Consider the following 16,108-nt stretch of genomic DNA (forward strand, 5'->3'; position numbering starts at 1 on the left):
TCAAGCGCCGGCTGGCGCCATCGTCGGCCTGAACTCACGGATGCTGTAGGCGGCGGGCGACTCTGCGCCGCCCAGCGCTCAAGGCGCGATGACGGGCGCGCAGGGATGTTCCGGCGCATGGTCCAGGTCGGGCCGCCGCCATGGGTCCACATGCGTCATCAGGTTCAGCACCCGGTGGCGCCTGAGCACGCGCTGGCGCGCTTCGACGGCAATGTCGTGGCCGGCTTCCACCGTGATGGAGGCATCGACCTCGATGTGCGCATCGACCACGATCATGTCGCCCATCTTGCGCGTGCGCACGTCATGCACGTCGCTGACGCCGGGCGTCTCTAACAGGGTTTGCCGAATCGCTTCGACTTCCTGCTCGTCCACGGCGCGGTCCATCAGGTCGTGCATCGCGTCCCAGCCGAATTTCCAGCCCATTCTGGCGACCATGAAGCCGACGATCAGCGCGGCAATCGGGTCCAGGATCGGGTAGCCCGCCAGGTTGCCGATGATGCCGATGCCCACGACCAGCGACGACGCCGCATCCGACCGGGCATGCCAGGCATTGGCCACCAGCATGCTCGACTTGACGCGCTTGGCCACCGCCAGCATGTAGCGAAACAGGGTTTCCTTGGCAACCAGGGCGATGCCGACCACCCACAGCGCGCTGGCATGGACCTGCGCGATGGACTCGGGCGACTGCAGCTTGGCCACCGCCGCCCACAGCATGCCGCCGCCCACCGCCAGAAGGATCAGGCCCAGCGCCAGCGAGGCGGCGGTCTCGAACCGCTGGTGGCCGTAGGGATGGTCAACGTCTGCGTCCTTCTTGCTGTGGTGGCCTGCCAACAGCACGACGAAATCGGACACCAGGTCCGACAGCGAATGAATGCCGTCGGCAATCAAGGCCTGCGATTTCGACAGGATGCCGGTCCCGATCTGCGCGGTCGACAGGATGATGTTGACCGCCACGCTGACCCAGGTGCTGCGCGATGCGGCGGCCGAGCGCTCGGCCGGGCTGTGCTGGGTGTCTTCGGTGTCTTCGGCGAGGTCGTTGAATTTCATGGGATACGGCTGGGTAAAAAGGGCGGGTGCGGGGATTAAGCCGCAGAGCTTACCCTGCGGCCTTGACGAAATTCAGGCTTCAGGGCCAGCGCCCCGCTTCAGGTCATGTGCCGGTAGCCCATGGCATCCGTACGGTGTGGCTCGCCCGGATGGCTGCCCAGGCTGAGCGGAATCGACAGGAAGGCCGTGATGACGACTGGCACCAGTGCTGCGCACAGCACCCAGAGGTATTGGCGGATGAAAAGGCGAAGGGCGGGATGCATGGTCTGTTTCCTTGTGAAGTGGGTGAATGCATCCATCCTCAAGGCTGCGGCTTAAGGCTGTCTGAGCGTGTGCAGGCATGGCTTAAGAAAGCATTCAGAACGCCGCCGCATCATGAAAGCCAGCCTAAAACAAGGAGTATTCATGAATCCGCCATTCCCGCATCCATCGCCGTTTAAAGCGGTGCTGGCGGCCGCCGTCCTGGCCTGCGCCGCCATCGCTCCCATGGCCCGTGCCACGACGCCAGCCGAACAGCTGGCCGGCTACACGGCCCAGGCCGGAGCGCCTGCGGTGCCTGCGCGCGGCCAGCAGTTTTTCAACACCCGCCACGGCCGCGAATGGACCTGCGCCTCCTGCCACGGTGCCTTGCCGACGCAGGCGGGCAAGCATGCGTCCACCGGCAAGACCATCGGCGCGCTGGCGCCGGCCTTCAATCCCGAGCGCTTCCTTGACGCGGCCAAGACCGAAAAATGGTTTCGCCGCAACTGCAACGACGTGGCAAGCCGCGAATGCACGGCGGCGGAAAAGGCCGATGTGCTGGCCTGGCTGATGGCGCTCAAGCGGTGACGGCCGGCACTTCATCTACTGCACAAGAAAGCACACCATGTCATTGCGATTTTCTTCGCTGGCCACCCAGGGCGCGTTCGGCCTGCTCGCCGCCCTCGGAATCCTGCAGGATGCCTTGGCCGACGGCGACCGGAGCAGGGTGCCGCTGCTGCCCAAATACCAGCAGGAATGCGCCGCCTGCCACCTGGCGTATCCGCCCGGCATGCTGCCGGCGACTTCCTGGAAGCGGGTGATGGCCAACCTGCCCAGGCATTACGGCACCGACGCATCGCTGGACCCGGCGACCGTCAAGCAACTCTCGACCTGGCTGGGCGCCAACGCCGGTACTTACAAGCGCGTCAGCGAGGAGCCGCCGCAGGACCGCATCACCACGTCAAGCTGGTTCGAGGGCAAGCACCGCGAGGTCGCGCCGCAGGTCTGGAAACGCGCCGCCATCGGCAGCCGGGCCAACTGCGCGGCCTGCCACACCGGCGCCGACAAGGGCGACTTTGATGACGACAACATCCGCATACCAAAATGAGAAATAAGAAATGAGAAAGCCATGACTGCCAACACCTTTCCCGCTTCACCGGCTTCAACGCCACCCAGCCCACCGGCCGGCGCGCAAACGCAGCTGCCCCGTCCGCAAAGCCGCCGCGTGGTCGATGCCACCACGCGCATGCTGCACTGGCTGATGGCGCTGAGCTTCACCGGCGCCTACTTGACTGCCGACGGCGAGCGCTGGCGGCTGGTGCATGTGTCGCTGGGCTACACCCTGGCCGGGCTGCTGGTGGCGCGCGTCTTGTGGGGCCAGTTCGGGCCGCGCCAGGCGCGCCTGTCCATGCTGTGGCGCAAGTTGCAAGGCCTGCCGGCCTGGCTCAAGTCCCTGCCCACGGTGACATCACCCGCCGCGTTGCAGCCCGCCTGGCGCCAGGGACAGAACCTCATGATGGCGCTGGTCGTGGTGCTGATCCTGGGCGCGGTCGTTCCGCTGACGCTCAGCGGCTATGCGGTCTGGGACGAGTGGGGCGGCGAATGGCTCGAAGACGTGCATGAGTTTTTCGGCAATGCCCTGCTCATGATGGTGCTGGCGCACATCGGGCTGATTGCCATGATGAGCCTGCTGCGGCGCAAGAACCAGGCGCTGCCGATGCTGACCGGCCGCTTGCCTGGCGCCGGCCCGGACCTGGCCAAGCGCAACCACGGCTTGCTGGCCGCGCTGGTGCTGGCCAGCGTGCTGGGCTTCTGGGGCTGGCAGTGGAGCGATGCGCCGCAAAACACCGGCGCTGACGCGGTGCAGCTTGATAATCGCAGCAACCATGACAACGACTGAAAGAGCCCCCCATGCGCATCCTGCTGGCTGAAGACGATGGATTGCTGGGTGACGGCCTGCGGGCCGGGCTGCGCCAGCTCGGCTTTCAGGTCGACTGGGTACGCGATGGCGAAGCCGCCGAGCGCGAACTGCGCGCCCAGCCTTATGAAGCGGCCGTGCTCGACCTGGGCCTGCCGCGCAAGGATGGCCTGGACGTGCTGGCGGCCATCCGCCGCGCTGGCATCAAGACGCCGGTGCTGGTGCTGACGGCCCGCGACGCCGTTCCCGACCGCATACGCGGCCTGGATCTGGGCGCCGACGACTATGTGGTCAAGCCGGTCGATCTGCACGAGCTGGCCGCGCGGCTGCGCGCGCTGGTGCGCCGTGCGCACGGCCAGCCGCAGGAATGCTTGAGCGCGCAGGATGTCGAGCTGGACCCGGCCTCGCGCACCGTGCGCAAGGCGGGCGAGCCGGTAGCGCTTTCGACGCGGGAATTCGACCTGCTGCAGGCCTTCATGCTGGGCGCCGACCGGGTGCTGTCGCGCGAGCAGCTGGAGCAGCAGCTCTACAGCTGGGGCCAGGAGGTGGAAAGCAACGCCATCGAGGTCCACATCCACAACCTGCGGCGCAAGCTCGGCCCGGCGCTGATCCACACGGTGCGCGGCGTGGGCTACATGCTGCAGCAGCGCCTGCCCGGATGATGATCCGACCGCCGCGTTCGCTGCAAAACCGGCTGCTGCTGCTGGTGCTGTCGGGTGTGGCGCTGGTCTGGCTGGTCACTTCGGTGCTGACCTGGATTGATGTGCGCCACGAGCTGGACGAACTGCTCGACGGCCACCTGGCCCAGGCCGCAGCGCTGCTGGTGGTGCAGCAGGCGCAGGAGATTGAACAGGACGACGACCGGGGGCTGGACGCGCCCACGCTGCACCACTATGCGCCCAAGGTGGCGTTCCAGGTTTTTCATGAGGGCCGGCTGGGGCTGCGTTCGGCCAATGCGCCGGTGGCGCCGATGGTCGAGGCGGACCCCGATTTCAAGTCCGGGTTCAAGACCGTCGCGATTGAGGGCCAGGCGTGGCGCGTGTTTGCTGCCCACGGCGCCGAGCGCGATGTGCAGGTCTATGTCGGCGAGCAGATGGGTTCGCGCAACGACATTTTGTGGGCGGTGCTGCGCAGCACCTTGTGGCCCATGCTGATCGCGCTGCCGCTCTTGGTACTGGCGCTGTGGTGGGCGGTGCGCCTGGGCGTGCAGCCGATTCGCCGGCTGGGCCGCGTCCTGGCCGGGCGCCAGCCGCAGGCGCTGAGTCCGGTCACGCTGGCGCAGGCGCCCTCCGAGATGGCGCCGATGATCGACGCCTTGAACGGCTTGTTCGAGCGTATTGGGCAGTTGCTTGAATCCGAGCGCCGTTTCACTGCCGACGCCGCGCACGAGCTGCGCACGCCGATTGCCGCCATCCGCATGCAGGCGCAGGTGGCGATGCTTGAGGCCGACGATGGCTTGCGGCAACACGCGCTTCAGGGCACGCTCGAAGGCTGCGACCGCGCCACGCGGCTGGTCGGGCAGTTGCTCAGCCTGTCCCGGCTGGAGGCCGCCGAGCTACCTGCCATGGCCGATGTTGATTTGCGTGTACTGGCCCAGCGCGTCGTGGCCGAGCTGGCGCCCAAAGCGATTGGCAAGCAGCAGTCGCTCGAATTCGAAGGCAGCGAGCCCTGCGTCATGCCCGGCAACGAGACGCTGCTGGCCGTGCTGGTGCGCAACCTGGTGGACAACGCCGTGCGCTACAGCCCGCCGGCAGCGCGCATCCAGGTGAGCGTACGGCGCCAGAGCGCACAGGTCGTGCTGGGTGTTGAAGACAGCGGGCCGGGGCTGGACGCCGCCGACCGCCAGCGGCTGGGCGAGCGCTTCTTCCGGGTGACCGGCAGCGTGGAGAGCGGCAGCGGCCTGGGCTGGTCCATCGTGCGACGCATCGCGGCGGTCCACCGGCTGAAGATCGACGTGGGCGATTCGACGGCGCTGGGCGGGCTGGCCGTGCGCGTTATATATGATGAATAATGCAGTTTGCGCAATACTGACGGGCGTAAGCAGCTATTAAAAAAGTAGCTAATAGTCTGATTTTAACGATCAGCGCCTGATGCCTTGCGCGCCTGTGCTTCAATCAAAAGTCTCCCGTGGAAGGTCGCCTTTTTGCGGCCTTGCCCGCAACACAAAAACCGTTCCTGCCATGAAACCACTCAATCGCCACCTCGAACGCCACCGCACCGACCGCATCGGCTGGCTGCGCGCTGCCGTGCTGGGCGCCAATGACGGCATTGTGTCCACCGCCAGCCTGGTCTTGGGCGTGGTGGCCGCCGGCGCCACGCCGCAGGCCGTTCTGGTCGCCGGCGTGGCCGGGCTGATGGCCGGCGCGATGTCGATGGCGGCGGGGGAATATGTCTCGGTGCATTCGCAGGCGGACACTGAAAAAGCCGAACTCGAACGCGAGCGCCGGGAAATCGAACTGCATCCCGAGGCGGAACATGCCGAACTGGCGGGCATTTACAGAGCGCGTGGCCTAGGCCCCGAACTGGCCGAGCAGGTGGCCGCGCAACTGATGCAGCACGACGCCCTGGGCGCCCATGTGCGCGACGAGCTGGGCATTTCCGAAACTCTGAGCGCCAACCCGGTCCAGGCAGCGCTGGCTTCGGCCGCCAGTTTTGCCGTGGGGGCGGCGCTGCCGCTGGCCGTCATCGCCCTGGCGCCGGCGCAAGGGCTGGTGGTTTGGGTGGCCGTCACCTCGCTGCTGTTCCTGGCGCTGCTGGGCGTCCTGGCGGCCCGTGCGGGCGGCGCGGGAATGCTTGCGGGCGCTTGGCGCGTCACTTTCTGGGGCGCGCTGGCCATGGCGATCACCGCCGGGGTCGGCGCCTTGTTTGGCGCTGTCGTTTAAACGCGGTGTGCTTCGCTGGCCGCCGGATAGAGCTGGCGCAACACGGATGAGGTGATGCGCAACAGCACCGCCTGCGCGGCGCCGGCTGATTTTTCAGCAGCATCTGAGGGCCGCCGCAGCAGCGGCCACAGCTGGCTCACGGCAGCTTCTTCTGCGGCCACCGCGCGCTCGACTTCAGTCTGCCAGAAAGCCGGCGCCTCGCTTTGCGAAAAATGGCCGCGCCCGCGCCCGAAATGCGCCACCGTCAGGTAGCGCAGCACGCCGGCCACCAGCAGCGTGCGCAAAAATTCATCGGTGAACCGCACCGTGGTCTGTTCCCGGTCGGTGCTTGAATTGAAGCCCCAGGCCGCACCCGCAAAACCCAGTGCGCCGACCACGCTGCCCAGCAGCGCGCCGGCGCCAAGCGTCAAGCCGCCCGCCATCAGGTCGGCCGAAAGTCCGGTCGCCGCGCCCGACAGCACCGCGCCGAGCAGGCCCGCCTGCGCCTTGTCGATGGGCGCGCGAACCGCAAAATTCTCGCGCACCCGCTGGTTGATCCGGGCCGCTTCGCCGGGGTCGAGCCGGTGCAGCGCCAGCAGCTGGCGCGTGGTTGCGGCAATGCCGTCGTTGAGCCGCTCGACCAGAATGCCCATGGCCTGGTCCTGGCGTTGCAGATTGCCGGCCTTGCGCAAACCGGTGGCCTGCAGCGCTGAATTGAGCAGCGACCGGCTCTCGGGTAGGGCCGCCTGGCTGTCCCGCGCCGCCGCCGCCAGCTGCTGCGCCGCCAGCCGCATCGACGCCTGAAAGCGTGCTTCATGGTTTGCTTCCCAAGAGGCCAGCAGGCGTGCGTAGCCTGCGGCCTTGTCGGGCGATATCCACTGGCCAACGGCTTCATAAAAGACCCGCTCATGCACCCAGCACCGGGCAAAGGCGTCGAGCGCCAGCACCTTGCGCACGATGGGAAAGGCTTCCAGGTGGCGGCTCCAGCGCAGGAGTTCGGCCTGCTCCTGGTGCGCCGGGCGCGGCGGGCCCATCTGGTTGAGCAGCACCACCACCGGCTTGCCCAGCCACTGCAGAATGTTCATCTCGGCCGACAGGTAGCCGGCATCGCCCGGATTTTCTGCCGAATTCACCAGGTAGAGCACCACGTCGGCCGCGTCCCGGGCGGTGCGCAGTGCCTGCTGGCTGAGCCAGAAAGGCCGGTCGCGGTAGCGGTCCAGCACTTCGCGCAAAAACCAGCCAATCGGGTTGTCGGCCATGCCGAGCCGCTTGAGCAGGCGCACCGAATCGCCGAAGCCCGGCGTGTCCCACAGCAGCAGCGCGTCGCCGGCGCTGGTCGTCAGCAGCGGATGCGCGTCGGATGACAGGGTGACATGGGGGGCATCGCGCACTTCGCCGACATCCATGCCCAGCAGCGTCCGGGCCAGCGTGGTCTTGCCGTTGTTGGTGTGCGAGACCAGCGCCAGCTGGACCTGGACCGGGGCAGCGTTGTTCATGCCGCCGCCGACAGGGTCAGCCCGGCGCCGCCGTCCAGCGGATGGGCCTCGGGATGGAGCAGGTTGACGAAGGTGGCGGGCGCCTGGTGAAAGCTGCAGAACTGCCGCCACAGGGCGATGCGCTCGGCCATTCTTTGCGGGCCGCCGGCTTGCGCGCCAACCCGTTCCAGGTAGCCCGATTCATCGACCAGCACCGCAATGCCGCGCGCCGATTCGCGCACCAGGTGGTCGAGCAATGCGCCATGGTTTTCGGTTTCGGGCGTGGCCGCCAGGCTGAACAGCACCGCCGTGACCGTGGCGTCGCTGTCGTTCAGCTTGACCTCGCGCAGCGCTTCGCGCGGATCGTCGCCATAGGCGATTGACGGGCGCAGCATCAGCCGCGCCTGCTCTCCGAGCAGCCGGGCCGCCAGTTGACTCAAGCCCTTGTCGCGCGCTTCATCCACCGCAAAACTGTAGGGCAGCACCCGCAGCGTGCCGGGTGCACCGCCGAGGGCCTTGAGCAGCCTGCGGAAATAGGGCTGCTCCAGGTCCAGCGGAAAATTCCGGGTCCAGCGTCTGACGCGCCACTGGGCAGCACCGGCCAGCAGCAGGCGCGGCAGCACGACCAGCAGCAGCAATGTGGCGGCATACAAATGCACCCAGCGGGCGCCGCCCAGAGGCAACGCGGGCGCCTGCCCGAACCGAAGCGCTTCAATGTCGGCCAGCGAAAACCCCTGGAGCGGAAATATCGCCATGGCCGGCATGAACAGCGCCGACAGCAGCGCATGGACCTGCGCGGTATCAAGGAACGTGCTTTCCCAGCCCGCCGAATACTGCGCGACATAGCCGCGCGCATACAGCGAAAGCACCGCGCCCAAGGCAAACAGGGCCGAACCCAGATGCAGGGCGCGGCCCAGCCGGGCCAGTGTCAGCAGCCGGCCGAGCTGCGTCCATTCGGCCATGAACGCCAGCAAGGCACTGGCAAGCACGGGCGGCAGCTTGCGCGGCAGGCGTGTGCGGCCCAGGCTGAGCAGGCGCAGCAGGCCGGATCCGGAGGGTTTCGGCTTGCCAAACGGCAGCCATGGCCAGACCAGCAGGCCCGCATAGACCGCCAGGTTCCAGACGATGATTAACAGCAGCGGCGCCGACAGCAGGTCAACGCGGTGCGGGTCGGTGATCCGGTCCAGGAAAACGCCGGCCAGCAGGGCCAGGGCCGGTAGTCCGGTCCAGAGCAGGTTCAGCGCCCCGGGCAGCCGAAGAATGGGGCCAAACGCCGCGTGCCGCTCCGACATGCGCTTGAGAATCTGCCCGGCGCGCTGGTGCAGGAAAGTGCCCGCCGTGACCGGTGAGCCGGCGTGGGACGCCTGCCACTGGGCCAGTTCCATGGCGCTGCGGCTCGCATAACGGCGGTCGTCCTCGCTGAGGATTTCATGCGCGTGGTCCGCCGCTTCAATGGCGCGGACCATGACCACTTCCCGTGCCGCCTGTTCATTCATGCATTTCTTCCGTGGTGCGGCATGGCTGAAGTGAGCGGCGACATGCGGGCGCTTACTCGGGCAGCATCACCTGGTGGTCCACGCTGAACTGGTAGTCGCGGAAGATGTGCTCGGCGCTCAGGCCCAGATAGGTGCCGTCGGGCTGAAGGCGTGTCGTGTCCTTGAGGCGATAGGTGCTGCTGCCGCAGGTCCAGACGTTGTAGTTGCGCATGTGGGTGCACAGGCAGGTCTTGTCCATGACCACGATGTTCTTGCCGTCCGGGTGGATGGCGATTTGCTGGTTGTAGGCGGTGATGTAGGCGCAGTTGCCGTTGCCGTCCAACAAGTAGCCGTAGGACTCGCAATTGGGCCGGATGCCCGAGCCAATGGCCGGGGAATTCTTCAGCATGCGCATCGGATAGCCGGTCGGTGAGATGGTGTTGACCTCGATGTCGGCTTCGCTGGCGCGGAAGTATTCCTGCTTGTCCTTGGCCGGCAGGCCGCATTCGTCGGACACAGTGAAGCGCGTGGCCACCTGCACCGCCGCCGCGCCGTTTTCCAGGAAACCGACCGCGTCGCTGCCGGTGAAGATGCCGCCGGCGGCGACCAGTGGAATGTCAAGCTGCTCGGCCTTCAGAAAGGCCGCAATCTCGGCCACGATGGTGGCCAGGTCGTATTTTTCCCAGTCCATGCCGAAGCCCAGGTGGCCGCCGGCCAGCGGGCCTTCGACGATCACATAGTCGGGCAGCCGCTGCAGGCGGGCTGTCTTGCGCAGGAAAAGCTGCAGGGCGCGCACCGAAGACACGATGATTCCCATCTTGGCATCGCGAAAGCGCGCGTGTTCGGCCATCAGGCCGAACGAGCCCAAGTGCAGGCCGGCGCTCAGGGTGATGCCGTCGATGCCCGCGTCCAGCGCCGAGTTGAGCCGCACTTCCAGCGTGTCGCGCGGCGAATTCATTGTCAGCTTTTCCATGACGTTGACGAACACCATGCCGTCGCCACGCTTGGCTTCCATGGTCTTGCCGACATGCAGCCGGGTGGCCTCGGCCAGCTGGCCGAGGTCAAACTGCACGCTGCTCTTGTCCGAGTTGGTAATGTTGCTTTTGTAGAACTTCGTCTTGCCCTTGACGAATTCGGTGTCGAAGCGCCGGTCGGACACGTCATGGATCAGGGCGTCGGAAATATGGCCGATGCCGCCCAGTCGCGCCGCTTCCAGCGCCAGCTCGGCGGTGGAAATGTCAACGCCCATTCCGCCAATGATGATTGGCACCAGTTCCTTTTGGCCCAATTTCAGGCGGAAATCATCAACTCTTTTCATCGGGATCCTTGTGGCTAGGGGTTGAAGGCGCTTTCGTGCGCTTCTGCATTTCCTGACGATTTGCGTGTCTGGAGGAATGCACTTGTCAATACCCATAATGGTAATGCCTTGAACGGCCTGAGTCGGGACCGGCATGGAGTAAACGTCCGGGAAACAGGATTTGGATCAATGACTGTGCATTGCGTGGCCGTGCTGCAAGGCTTCGGCCAGCGCAATTGATTGGCGCTTTGCATAATGGGCCGCTCACGCCGCTTTCTCTCATCAATCGCCTGACTGGCTTGCCGGTCGGTTTTCTGGAGGTATTTCATGGCTCAGTACCAAATCGCTGTCGTGGTCGGCAGTCTTCGCAAGGACTCGTTCAACAAAAAGCTCGCCGGGGCGCTGCAAAAGTTGTTTCCGGCCGATTTCAGCTTCACCCAGGTCCGGATTGACGACTTGCCGCTGTACAACCAGGACGACGACGGCCAGCCCTGCGCCCAGGTCACGCGCCTCAAGGACGAGATTGCAGCCGCGCAGGGCGTGCTGTTTGTCACGCCCGAATACAACCGGTCGATTCCCGGCGTACTGAAAAACGCGATTGACCACGCCTCGCGTCCCTACGGGAAAAGCGCCTGGAACGGCAAGCCGGCCGGGGTAATTGGCACCTCGGTCGGCCCGATCGGCACGGCCATGGCGCAGCAGCACCTGCGCAACATCCTGGCGTACCTGAACATGCCCACGCTTGGCCAGCCCGAAGCCTTTATCCACAACAAGGAAGGGCTGTATGACGAGGCGGGCTACATTGGCGAGGTCAGCAAGAAGTTTTTGCAGGGCTGGGTCGATGCCTATGTGGCGTGGGTCAAAAAGCACGCCTGAAGCGCTGCAGCACCCAACAACAAAAAACCAGCAATTGCGGGTTTTTTGTTGAAGAAGGCTGAAAAGCCTTCCGTTCTCGGGTCAAAGCTTAGGCCGCCAGGGCTGCCACTGGCTGGTTGGCAGCAACCTGTGTTTCCGCCAGGATTTCAACCTGGGCTGCGGCCAGCGCGGCGGTCTTGGCGGCTTCGCCCATCGCCAGGCCTTCTGCCCGGACAAAGCGCACGTCGGTCACGCCAAAAAAGCCGAAGACGGTTTTCAGGTAGCTTTCCTGATGCTCCATGGCATTGCCCGCATCGCTGGTTGAATACACGCCTCCACGGGCCGAGGCCACGATGATGGTCTTGCCGCCTGCCAGGCCGACCGGGCCTTTTTCGGTGTACTTGAAGGTACGGCCGACCTGCGCTACCCGGTCAATCCAGGCCTTGAGCTGCGTGGGAATGGAAAAGTTGTACAGCGGCGCGCCAATCACCACCACATCGGCCGCAAGGAACTGCGACACCAGCGCTTCGGACACGGCGTTTTCACGCAGTTGGGCATCGCTCAGGTCGGCCGCGCCTGCCGGAAGGCGAAAGCCCAGCGATTCGGCTGACAAATGGCTGGGGGTGCTAACTGCCAGGTCGAGGTAGCTGACGTCGGTGGACGGATGGGCAGCGCGCCATGATGCGACGATTTGCGCGGTCAGCTGGCGCGATACGGAGTTGGTTCCGAGGATGCTGGAGTCGATGTGAAGAAGCTTGGCCATGATGAAAAGTCCTTGGTTTGAAGGGATTGTGAGAGTGATGAGTTGGTTTTAACCAATGGATAGATTGTCCCGGCAAGCCAATGCTTTGATAAGGCGGCAAAAACGCGATAGATTGTTCTATATTCAGGACAATAAAAGCCTTGGAGTACGTAAATGGAAGACCTCAACGACATGCTTTACTTTGCGGAAGTCGCCGAGCGAGGCGGTTTTGCCGCTGCCGGGCGGGCGCTGGGCATTCCCAAATCGCGGCTGTCGCGCCGGGTGGCCGAACTGGAGGCGCGACTCGGCGTTCGCCTGTTGCAGCGCACCACCCGCAAGCTCTCGCTGACCGAGGTGGGCGACATCTACCTGCGCCACTGCAGCGCCATGCGCGACGAAGCGCTGGCCGCCGCCGATGCCGTGGCGCACCTGCAGGTCGAGCCGCGTGGCCTGCTGCGCGTGACCTGCCCGGTGACGCTGGCCCAGAGCACGCTGGGCTATCTGATTCCCCGCTACCTGGCGATGTTTCCGCGCGTCAAGCTCGACCTGCGGGTGACCAACCGGGTGGTCGATCTGGTGGACGAGGGCATCGACGTGGCGCTGCGCGTGCGGCCCACGCTCGACGACAGCGGCAGCCTGGTCGTCAAGCAACTTGGCGCCACCTGCGGCCATTTGCTGGCCAGCCCGGATCAGTTGCGCAGACAGGGCGTGCCGCTCACCACGGACGAGTTGTCACGGCTGGACACGGTGGCCATGTCATCGGCCGACGGGCGCAGCGCCTGGACGCTGGTCGGGCCGCAAGGCGAGGAATTCGTCTTCCAGCACCAGCCGCGCTACGTGGCCGATGACCTGCAGACGCTTAAGCTGGCGGTGCTGGCCGGCACCGGCATCAGTTTTCTGCCCGACAGCCTGAGCCAGGCCGAACTGCAGGCGCAACTCCTGGTCTTGGTGCTGCCGGGCTGGGCGCCCAAGCCCGGCGTGGCGCATGCCGTGTTCCCTTCGAGGCGCGGCCAGATACCTGCCGTGCGCAGCTTTCTGGACTTTCTGGGCCAGCACATGCGCGGCGATGAATTGGCCGGCAATGCATCTCCGCCTTTTCCATGAGCCTTTTTTTTATGCCAAATCGATGCCTTGCGCAATCACAGTGGGCGTGAGTAGCTATTTAAAAGATAGTAAAGAATGGGCTTGGCGGTGCCTTTTTTATGAAATTAAATCAAATTTCATTATTCGATTTAACTAATAAATTAAGAGAAATATATTCTTTTGAGTTTTAAAGATTTCGTCCCAGAATATATGACTCCCAACCCTTCCAAGAGCGAACCTACTCCCCAGCGCAGCAAGCAAGCGGCGCATCAGCTATCCTTTCCGACTTTTACTTCAGCCTTTCTGGAACCCGCATGACCTCTAAATTCAAGATCGCCCTGGCAACGCTGGCCCTGGCCGCCAGCGGCATGGCCTCAAGCCAAACCCTGCTGAACGGCTCGTATGACGTGGCCAGAGAGTTTTACAAGGACTACAACGCGGCCTTCATCGCGCACTACAAGAAAACCACCGGCAAGGACGTGAAGATTGACCAGTCGCATGCCGGCTCCAGCGCTGTGGCGCGTTCCGTGGCCGACGGCCTGGACGCCGATGTGGTGACCATGAACACCTCGACCGACGTGGAGTTCCTGGCCAATGCCGGCGTGGTCGCCAAGGACTGGGCCAAGCGCTTTCCGGGAAATGCCTCGCCCACCACCTCGACCATGCTGTTCCTGGTGCGCAACGGCAATCCCAAGGGCATCAAGGATTGGGACGACCTGACCAAGCCCGGCATCCAGGTCATCGTGGTCAATCCCAAGACCGGCGGCAATGGCCGCTACACCTACCTGGCCGCCTGGGGCTACGCCAAGAAAAAGGGCGCCACCGACGCGCAGGCCGCAGAGTTCGTCGGCAAGCTCTACAAGAACGTGCCGGTGCTGGGCAAGGGCGGGCGCGACGCGACCACGGCCTTCTTGCAGCGCAACATCGGCGACGTGCTGGTGACCTTCGAGTCGGAAGTGGTGTCGGTGAACAAGGAATTCGGCGAGGGCAAGGTTGACGCGGTCTATCCGTCCATCAGCATCCTGGCCGAGAACCCGGTGGCGGTGGTCGAGCGCACCGTGGCCAAGAAGGGAACGGCCGAGCTGGCCAAGGCTTACCTGAACTACCTCTATTCAGACGAAGGCCAGGAAATTGCCGCCAAGCATGCGATGCGCCCGTATTCGCAGGCAATCCTGAAGAAGAATGCCGCCGTCTTCAAGCCGATCCAGCTGTTCACGGTGCAGGAAATGTTCGGCTCGCTGAGCGACGCGCAAAAAGTCCACTTCAATGACGGTGGCCAGTTCGACAAGCTCTACACCGTCCGGTAAGCATGACTTCCTTGACTTCCGGGGCGCCATCCGCCGGGGTGGCGCCCCCTTTTCGTGCCAGCCCCAAAAGGACGCCGCAGCGCGTATTGCCGGGTTTCCGGCTGACGCTGGGCTACACGGTCCTCTACCTCAGCCTGATCGTTCTGGTCCCGATCACCGCGCTGTTTTTCAAGACCTTCACGCTGACCTGGGAGCAGTTCGTCTTTGCCGTCACGTCGCCGCGCGTCATGGCGTCGTACCGGCTGACCTTTGGCGCTTCGCTGATTGCCGCGCTGGTCAACCTGGTGTTTGGCCTGCTGCTGGCCTGGGTGCTGGTGCGCTACAAGTTTCCGGGCAAGAAGATTGTCGATGCGCTGGTCGATTTGCCGTTTGCGCTGCCAACGGCCGTGGCCGGCATCTCGCTGACGGCGCTGCTGGCCGGCAACGGCTGGCTGGGCCAGTACCTCGAACCCATGGGCATCAAGCTGGCCTTCACGCCGGCCGGCGTGGTGATTGCGCTGATTTTCGTCGGCATGCCGTTTGTCGTGCGCACGGTGCAGCCGGTGCTTGAAGACGCCGAAAAGGAGTTGGAGGAAGCCGCCACGGCGCTGGGCGCCAACCGCTTCCAGATTTTCACCAAGGTGATCTTTCCGCACATCGCCCCGGCCCTGCTGACCGGCTTTGCCATGGCGTTTGCCCGCGCCATCGGCGAATACGGCTCGGTGATCTTCATTGCGGGCAACATGCCGATGATTTCCGAGATCACGCCACTGATCATCATCGGCAAGCTGGAGCAGTACGACTACGCCGGCGCCACGGCGGTTGCGGTGGTGATGCTGGTCATTTCCTTCCTCCTGCTGCTGGTCATCAATGCGCTGCAGACCTGGCAGCGTAAAAATACCGGAGCTTCCTCATGAGCGGGCCGTCCAATCAACCCATTCGCCGCGCCAAGGCGGGAACGACCGAAGCGCCGTGGGTCCGCTACCTGCTCATCACGGTGGCGCTGCTGTTCGTGCTGCTGTTCCTGATCCTGCCGCTGGCGGCCGTGTTCACCGAAGCCTTGCGCAAGGGTTTCGGCGCTTACCTGGAAGCGCTGAAGGAGCCCGACGCCTGGTCGGCCATCCAGCTCACCCTGATTGCCGCCGCGATTGCCGTGCCGCTGAACCTGGTGTTCGGCGTGGCGGCGGCCTGGGCGATTGCCAAGTACGAGTTTCGCGGCAAGTCGTTTTTGACGACGCTGGTGGACTTGCCGTTCTCGGTTTCGCCGGTCGTGGCCGGCCTGATGTATGTGCTGCTGTTCGGCGCGCAGGGCTGGTTCGGGCCGTGGCTGCAGGCGCATGACATCAAGGTCATCTTTGCCGTTCCCGGCATCGTGCTGGCGACCGTGTTCGTGACCTTTCCCTTCATCGCGCGTGAACTGATTCCGCTGATGCAGGCCCAGGGCAACGACGAGGAGCAGGCCGCCATCGTGCTGGGCGCGACCGGCTGGCAGACTTTCAGGCGCGTCACCTTGCCCAACATCAAGTGGGGGCTGATCTATGGCGTGATTTTGTGCAATGCGCGCGCCATGGGGGAATTTGGCGCGGTGTCGGTGGTGTCAGGGCATATTCGCGGCCAGACCAACACCTTGCCGCTGCATGTCGAAATCCTCTACAACGAATACCAGTCGGTCGCCGCCTTCGCCGTGGCGTCGCTGCTGGCCATCCTGGCGCTGGTCACGCTGGCCATCAAGTCGGTCGCCGAATGGCGCCACGAGGCTGAAATGAAAGCGGCGGCCGAGTTGCCGCCCGAGCGGCCGCAAGCGCTGGCCGCAGCTCGCTGAAAACACG

17 protein-coding genes are annotated in these 16,108 nt (G+C 64.7%); 11 read left to right on the plus strand and 6 right to left on the minus strand.

Features of this window, described 5'->3' with window-relative positions; translation table 11 throughout:
* Positions 1-78: 78 nt before the first annotated feature.
* Both EC86_RS0105335 and EC86_RS28545 read right to left on the minus strand, forming a co-directional pair.
* Complete coding sequence (locus EC86_RS0105335; RefSeq protein ID WP_029524645.1) at positions 79-1,047, minus strand: cation diffusion facilitator family transporter; 969 nt, start codon at positions 1,045-1,047, stop codon at positions 79-81.
* A gap of 98 nt (positions 1,048-1,145) precedes the next feature.
* Positions 1,146-1,310, minus strand: a complete 165-nt coding sequence (locus EC86_RS28545) for a hypothetical protein (RefSeq protein ID WP_156955222.1) — start codon at positions 1,308-1,310, stop codon at positions 1,146-1,148.
* A gap of 142 nt (positions 1,311-1,452) precedes the next feature.
* Between EC86_RS28545 and EC86_RS0105345 the strand changes: the two genes are divergently transcribed.
* The 6 genes from EC86_RS0105345 to EC86_RS0105370 all read left to right on the plus strand — a co-directional run bounded on the left by EC86_RS0105345 (position 1,453) and on the right by EC86_RS0105370 (position 6,087).
* The gene (locus EC86_RS0105345) at positions 1,453-1,875 is read left to right on the plus strand and encodes a DUF1924 domain-containing protein (RefSeq protein ID WP_029524646.1); all 423 of its coding nucleotides are present in this window, start codon (positions 1,453-1,455) and stop codon (positions 1,873-1,875) included.
* Positions 1,876-1,912: 37 nt separating this feature from the next.
* A complete protein-coding gene (locus EC86_RS0105350; protein WP_029524647.1) occupies positions 1,913-2,395 on the plus strand; it encodes a diheme cytochrome c in 483 nt (160 codons plus the stop codon).
* Positions 2,396-2,416: 21 nt separating this feature from the next.
* Positions 2,417-3,187, plus strand: coding sequence for a cytochrome b/b6 domain-containing protein (locus EC86_RS0105355; protein WP_029524648.1), 771 nt, complete (start codon positions 2,417-2,419; stop codon positions 3,185-3,187).
* 11 nt (positions 3,188-3,198) lie between these two features.
* On the plus strand, positions 3,199-3,867 hold the full coding sequence (locus EC86_RS0105360; protein WP_029524649.1) for a response regulator: 669 nt from the start codon (positions 3,199-3,201) through the stop codon (positions 3,865-3,867).
* The gene (locus tag EC86_RS0105365) at positions 3,867-5,216 is read left to right on the plus strand and encodes an ATP-binding protein (RefSeq protein ID WP_029524650.1); all 1,350 of its coding nucleotides are present in this window, start codon (positions 3,867-3,869) and stop codon (positions 5,214-5,216) included. Before EC86_RS0105360 ends, EC86_RS0105365 begins: the two co-directional genes overlap by 1 nt.
* A 169-nt stretch (positions 5,217-5,385) precedes the next feature.
* Positions 5,386-6,087, plus strand: a complete 702-nt coding sequence (locus EC86_RS0105370; protein WP_029524651.1) for a VIT1/CCC1 transporter family protein — start codon at positions 5,386-5,388, stop codon at positions 6,085-6,087.
* On the opposite strand, the gene EC86_RS0105375 is transcribed toward EC86_RS0105370, so the two are convergent.
* The 3 genes from EC86_RS0105375 to EC86_RS0105385 are packed head-to-tail and all read right to left on the minus strand — an operon-like array spanning position 6,084 to position 10,334.
* A complete protein-coding gene (locus EC86_RS0105375) occupies positions 6,084-7,562 on the minus strand; it encodes a DUF3482 domain-containing protein (protein ID WP_029524652.1) in 1,479 nt (492 codons plus the stop codon). The two genes, EC86_RS0105370 and EC86_RS0105375, sit on opposite strands and share 4 nt — an antisense overlap.
* On the minus strand, positions 7,559-9,037 hold the full coding sequence (locus tag EC86_RS0105380; RefSeq protein WP_029524653.1) for a DUF2868 domain-containing protein: 1,479 nt from the start codon (positions 9,035-9,037) through the stop codon (positions 7,559-7,561). Before EC86_RS0105380 ends, EC86_RS0105375 begins: the two co-directional genes overlap by 4 nt.
* Positions 9,038-9,089: 52 nt before the next feature.
* Entirely contained in the window at positions 9,090-10,334 is a 1,245-nt protein-coding gene (locus tag EC86_RS0105385) for a nitronate monooxygenase (protein WP_029524654.1), read from the minus strand.
* Between the two features lie 306 nt (positions 10,335-10,640).
* On the opposite strand from EC86_RS0105385, the gene EC86_RS0105390 reads away from it, so the two are divergent.
* Positions 10,641-11,189, plus strand: coding sequence for an NADPH-dependent FMN reductase (locus EC86_RS0105390; protein ID WP_029524655.1), 549 nt, complete (start codon positions 10,641-10,643; stop codon positions 11,187-11,189).
* Between the two features lie 88 nt (positions 11,190-11,277).
* Here EC86_RS0105390 and EC86_RS0105395 read toward each other — a convergent pair whose 3' ends face one another.
* A complete protein-coding gene (locus tag EC86_RS0105395) occupies positions 11,278-11,931 on the minus strand; it encodes an FMN-dependent NADH-azoreductase (protein WP_029524656.1) in 654 nt (217 codons plus the stop codon).
* Between the two features lie 153 nt (positions 11,932-12,084).
* On the opposite strand from EC86_RS0105395, the gene EC86_RS0105400 reads away from it, so the two are divergent.
* From EC86_RS0105400 to cysW, 4 genes are all read left to right on the plus strand, one after another.
* On the plus strand, positions 12,085-13,014 hold the full coding sequence (locus EC86_RS0105400) for a LysR substrate-binding domain-containing protein (protein WP_029524657.1): 930 nt from the start codon (positions 12,085-12,087) through the stop codon (positions 13,012-13,014).
* A 293-nt stretch (positions 13,015-13,307) separates the two neighbouring features.
* Complete coding sequence (locus EC86_RS0105405) at positions 13,308-14,300, plus strand: sulfate ABC transporter substrate-binding protein (RefSeq protein ID WP_029524658.1); 993 nt, start codon at positions 13,308-13,310, stop codon at positions 14,298-14,300.
* Positions 14,301-14,302: 2 nt separating this feature from the next.
* Positions 14,303-15,196, plus strand: a complete 894-nt coding sequence (gene cysT / locus EC86_RS0105410; protein ID WP_029524659.1) for a sulfate ABC transporter permease subunit CysT — start codon at positions 14,303-14,305, stop codon at positions 15,194-15,196.
* Positions 15,193-16,101: a sulfate ABC transporter permease subunit CysW gene (cysW, locus tag EC86_RS0105415; RefSeq protein ID WP_029524660.1), complete on the plus strand. Its 909-nt coding sequence runs from the start codon at positions 15,193-15,195 to the stop codon at positions 16,099-16,101. Before cysT ends, cysW begins: the two co-directional genes overlap by 4 nt.
* Positions 16,102-16,108 lie beyond the last annotated feature (7 nt).

This window comes from Polaromonas glacialis (assembly GCF_000709345.1).
Lineage (GTDB): Bacteria > Pseudomonadota > Gammaproteobacteria > Burkholderiales > Burkholderiaceae_C > Polaromonas > Polaromonas glacialis.

Excerpts from the sequence above, each read along its gene's own strand:
- cysT (WP_029524659.1), top strand. The coding sequence starts at position 14,303 with ATGACTTCCTTGACTTCCGGGGCGCCATCCGCCGGGGTGGCGCCCCCT.
- EC86_RS0105405 (WP_029524658.1), top strand. The coding sequence starts at position 13,308 with ATGACCTCTAAATTCAAGATCGCCCTGGCAACGCTGGCCCTGGCCGCC.
- EC86_RS28545 (WP_156955222.1), bottom strand. The coding sequence starts at position 1,310 with ATGCATCCCGCCCTTCGCCTTTTCATCCGCCAATACCTCTGGGTGCTG.
- EC86_RS0105380 (WP_029524653.1), bottom strand. The coding sequence starts at position 9,037 with ATGAATGAACAGGCGGCACGGGAAGTGGTCATGGTCCGCGCCATTGAA.
- EC86_RS0105395 (WP_029524656.1), bottom strand. The coding sequence starts at position 11,931 with ATGGCCAAGCTTCTTCACATCGACTCCAGCATCCTCGGAACCAACTCC.
- EC86_RS0105370 (WP_029524651.1), top strand. The coding sequence starts at position 5,386 with ATGAAACCACTCAATCGCCACCTCGAACGCCACCGCACCGACCGCATC.
- EC86_RS0105365 (WP_029524650.1), top strand. The coding sequence starts at position 3,867 with ATGATCCGACCGCCGCGTTCGCTGCAAAACCGGCTGCTGCTGCTGGTG.
- EC86_RS0105345 (WP_029524646.1), top strand. The coding sequence starts at position 1,453 with ATGAATCCGCCATTCCCGCATCCATCGCCGTTTAAAGCGGTGCTGGCG.
- EC86_RS0105335 (WP_029524645.1), bottom strand. The coding sequence starts at position 1,047 with ATGAAATTCAACGACCTCGCCGAAGACACCGAAGACACCCAGCACAGC.
- EC86_RS0105390 (WP_029524655.1), top strand. The coding sequence starts at position 10,641 with ATGGCTCAGTACCAAATCGCTGTCGTGGTCGGCAGTCTTCGCAAGGAC.
- EC86_RS0105360 (WP_029524649.1), top strand. The coding sequence starts at position 3,199 with ATGCGCATCCTGCTGGCTGAAGACGATGGATTGCTGGGTGACGGCCTG.
- EC86_RS0105385 (WP_029524654.1), bottom strand. The coding sequence starts at position 10,334 with ATGAAAAGAGTTGATGATTTCCGCCTGAAATTGGGCCAAAAGGAACTG.
- cysW (WP_029524660.1), top strand. The coding sequence starts at position 15,193 with ATGAGCGGGCCGTCCAATCAACCCATTCGCCGCGCCAAGGCGGGAACG.
- EC86_RS0105375 (WP_029524652.1), bottom strand. The coding sequence starts at position 7,562 with ATGAACAACGCTGCCCCGGTCCAGGTCCAGCTGGCGCTGGTCTCGCAC.
- EC86_RS0105350 (WP_029524647.1), top strand. The coding sequence starts at position 1,913 with ATGTCATTGCGATTTTCTTCGCTGGCCACCCAGGGCGCGTTCGGCCTG.
- EC86_RS0105355 (WP_029524648.1), top strand. The coding sequence starts at position 2,417 with ATGACTGCCAACACCTTTCCCGCTTCACCGGCTTCAACGCCACCCAGC.
- EC86_RS0105400 (WP_029524657.1), top strand. The coding sequence starts at position 12,085 with ATGGAAGACCTCAACGACATGCTTTACTTTGCGGAAGTCGCCGAGCGA.